Annotated in this window: 4 protein-coding genes; all 4 read left to right on the forward strand. The window is 72.7% G+C overall.

Annotation, left to right across the window (positions count from 1 at the left end; all coding sequences use genetic code 11):
- Positions 1–133 precede the first annotated feature (133 nt).
- The 4 genes from AB0N03_RS52025 (at position 134) to hisG (ending at position 3,351) form a co-directional block, all read left to right on the forward strand.
- Complete coding sequence (locus AB0N03_RS52025) at positions 134–1,606, forward strand: AlkA N-terminal domain-containing protein (RefSeq protein ID WP_364388932.1); 1,473 nt, start codon at positions 134–136, stop codon at positions 1,604–1,606.
- 8 nt (positions 1,607–1,614) lie between these two features.
- Positions 1,615–2,124, forward strand: coding sequence for a methylated-DNA--[protein]-cysteine S-methyltransferase (locus AB0N03_RS52030; RefSeq protein ID WP_364388934.1), 510 nt, complete (start codon positions 1,615–1,617; stop codon positions 2,122–2,124).
- Positions 2,125–2,190: 66 nt separating this feature from the next.
- Positions 2,191–2,454 carry a phosphoribosyl-ATP diphosphatase gene (locus AB0N03_RS52035; protein WP_155544123.1) on the forward strand — a complete coding sequence of 88 codons (264 nt, stop codon included), beginning with the start codon at positions 2,191–2,193 and terminating at the stop codon, positions 2,452–2,454.
- A gap of 51 nt (positions 2,455–2,505) precedes the next feature.
- Entirely contained in the window at positions 2,506–3,351 is an 846-nt protein-coding gene (gene hisG / locus AB0N03_RS52040; protein ID WP_364388936.1) for an ATP phosphoribosyltransferase, read from the forward strand.
- The last annotated feature ends 71 nt before the right edge of the window (positions 3,352–3,422 follow it).

The following is a 3,422-nucleotide window of genomic DNA, read 5'->3' on the forward strand; positions in this document are numbered from 1 at the left end:
GGGCTGGTTGCACACCTACAATCACCATCGCGGCCACACCGCACTCGCTGGCAAACCACCCGCCAGCCGCGTCCCCAACCTCACGGGTCAATACAGCTAGCCCTCGTCGTCGCGCTCGGCGATGCTGGGACGCGTGCATGAGGATTTCGAGCGGTGCGTGCGGGCCGTGCAGGGGAAGGACGCCCGGTTCGACGGGTGGTTCTACACCGCCGTCCTGACGACCAAGATCTACTGCCGGCCGAGCTGCCCGGTGGTGCCGCCGAAGCCGCGGAACATGAGCTTCTACCCCAGTGCCGCGGCCGCGCAGCAGGCCGGCTTCCGCGCCTGCAAGCGCTGCCGCCCGGATGCGAGCCCGGGGTCGCCGCTGTGGAACGAGCGCGCCGACCTCGTCGCCCGGGCGATGCGGCTGATCGCCGACGGCGTCGTCGACACCGAAGGCGTCCGCGGGCTGGCCACCCGGCTCGGCTACAGCGTCCGGCAGGTCGAACGCCAGGTGTTCGCCGAGCTCGGCGCCGGCCCGCTCGCCCTGGCCAGGGCCCAGCGCGCGCAGACCGCGCGGACGCTCATCGAGACGACCACCCTGCCGATGACCGAGCTGGCCCTCGCCGCCGGGTTCGGCAGCATCCGGGCGTTCAACGACACCGTCCGCGCGGTGTTCGCCCTCTCGCCGACCGAGCTGCGGCAGCGCGCGAAGGGCAAGCCGTCGGCCGCGGCCGGGGCGATCCTGCTGCGGCTGCCCTACCGGAAGCCGCTCTGCCCGGACAACCTGTTCGGGCACCTCGTCGCGACCGGGGTGCCGGGCGTCGAGGAGTGGCGGGACGGCGCCTACCGCCGGACGCTGCGGCTGCCGCACGGCCACGGCGTCGTCGCGCTGCGCCCCGGGGACCCCGCCGCCGGCTACGTCGCCTGCCGGTTGAGCCTGACCGACCTGCGGGACCTGCCGGCCGCCACCAGCCGCTGCCGCCGGCTGCTCGACCTCGACGCCGACCCGATCGCCGTCGACGGCCAGCTCGCCACCGACCCGCTGCTCGCGCCGCTGGTCGGCGCCGCCCCGGGCCGCCGGGTCCCGCGCACGGTCGACGGCGCCGAGTTCGCCGTGCGGGCCGTGCTGGGCCAGCAGGTCTCGACGGCGGCGGCGCGGACGCACGCGGCCCGGCTCGTCGTCGCGCACGGTGATCCGGTCGACGATCCCGAGGGCGGGCTGACCCACCTGTTTCCTTCTCCGGAGGCGTTGGCCTCGCTGGACCCCGAGACGCTGGCCATGCCGCGCAGCCGCCGTCGGACGCTGCTGGCGCTGGTCTCGGCGTTGACGGACGGGCTCGACCTCGGCGCGGGCAGCGACTGGGGCGAAACACGGGCCGCGCTGAGCGCGTTGCCCGGCTTCGGGCCGTGGACGGTCGAGAGCATCGCGATGCGCGCCCTCGGCGACCCCGACGCGTTCCTCCCGACCGACCTCGGCATCAAGTACGCGGCGGAGGCGCTCGGCCTCGGCGGCCAGGCCGCCGTCGTCGCCCGGTCCGGGGCGTGGCGCCCGTGGCGCGCGTACGCCACCCAGCACCTGTGGGCCACCGGTGACCACGCGATCAACCGGATGCCCGCGGCTTAGGAGATTTCGTGCGTTCCCACACGGTCGTGGACAGCCCCTGCGGCCCGCTGACGCTGGTCGCCGAGGACGACGCGCTCTGCGGGCTGTACCTGCACGAGCAGCGCCACCGCCCCGCCGAGCCGACGTTCGGCTCGCGCGGCGCCGCCGAAGTCTTCGAGCGCGCCCGGCTTCAGCTCGGGGAGTACTTCGCCGGGCTTCGCCACGAGTTCGACCTGCCGCTGGCGCTGCGCGGGACGCCGTTCCAGCGTTCGGTGTGGACGGCGCTGCTCGAGATCCCGTACGGCGAAACCGCCTCCTACGGCGAGCTGGCGCAGCGGCTCGGCAAGCCGTCGGCCGCGCGGGCGGTCGGGCTCGCGAACGGCAAGAACCCGATCTCGATCATCGTGCCGTGCCACCGCCTGGTCGGGTCCACGGGTGCGCTGACGGGATACGGCGGCGGCCTCGAACGCAAGCGGTACCTCCTCGGTTTCGAGCGCCTGCGTCCCACATCGCGGGAGCAGGTGTCCACGGAGGTGTGAGATCGGTGGCACCCGGACCATCCCGGGGCGGCGCTCGCGGGCCCGGGATGGAAGGATCTGCAGACCGTGAAGACCTTCGATGAGCTGTTCGCGGAGCTTGCCGAGCGCGCGCGTACCCGTCCCGACGGGTCCGGTACCGTCGTCGCCCTCGACGCCGGCGTCCACGCCCAAGGCAAGAAAGTGCTCGAGGAAGCGGGCGAGGTGTGGATCGCCGCCGAGCACGAGTCCGACGAGCGCCTCGCCGAGGAGATCTCCCAGCTGCTGTACCGGCTGCAGGTGCTGATGCTCGGCCGCGGCCTGTCGACCGAGGACGTCTACCGCTACCTGTGACGGGGTTTCGCGCGGTGCTGGATCGCGCGAGGAATCGAGGAGAGAAGCGAAATGCTGCGTGTTGCCGTGCCGAACAAGGGAGCCCTCGCCGCCGCGGCGACGGAGATGCTCGGCGAGGCGGGCTACCGGAAGCGGCATGAGCAGCGCGACCTGACGGTGCTCGACACCGTCAACGAGGTCGAGTTCTTCTTCCTGCGCCCCAAGGACATCGCGATCTACGTCGGCTCCGGTGACCTCGACCTCGGCATCACCGGCCGCGACCTCGCGCTCGACTCCGGCGCGCCGGTGGAAGAAGTCCAGGCGCTGGGCTTCGGCGGTTCGACGTTCCGCTACGCCGCCCCGGCCGGGCGGGACTGGAAGCCCGCCGACCTGCACGGCAAGCGCCTGGCGACGTCGTACCCGCGGCTGGTCCGCGACGACCTCGCGCGCCACGGCGTCGAGGCCGAGGTCATCCGGCTCGACGGCGCGGTGGAGATCTCGATCCAGCTCGGCGTGGCGGACGCGATCGCGGACGTCGTCGAGTCCGGCCGGTCGCTGCGGCAGAACAACCTGGTGGCGTTCGGCGACCCGATCTGCGTGTCGGAAGCGGTGCTGCTGCAGCGCAAGGGCAGCGAGGAGAGCAAGCCGAAGTCGCAGCTGGCCGCGCGCCTGCGCGGGGTCGTGTTCGCCCAGCAGTACATGATGCTGGACTACGACTGCCCGCGGACGCTGGTCGAGCGGGCGATCGCGATCACGCCCGGCCTGGAGTCGCCGACGGTGGCGCCGCTCGCGGACGACGACTGGGTGGCCGTGCGCGCGATGGTGTCGCGCAAGAAGGTCAACCTCATCATGGACGAGCTGGCCGAGGTGGGCGCGAAGGCGATCCTGGCGTCGGACATCCGCTCCTGCCGCCTCTGACTCACACCCGTCGTGAGTGAGAAACAGGGTTGGAAAAGCGTGTAGAAATCGGGGGCCGCCCGGGCAAGAAC

The sequence above is a fragment of the Amycolatopsis sp. NPDC051061 genome (genome assembly GCF_040682935.1).
Lineage (GTDB): Bacteria > Actinomycetota > Actinomycetes > Mycobacteriales > Pseudonocardiaceae > Amycolatopsis.

Excerpts from the sequence above, each read along its gene's own strand:
- hisG (WP_364388936.1), top strand. The coding sequence starts at position 2,506 with ATGCTGCGTGTTGCCGTGCCGAACAAGGGAGCCCTCGCCGCCGCGGCG.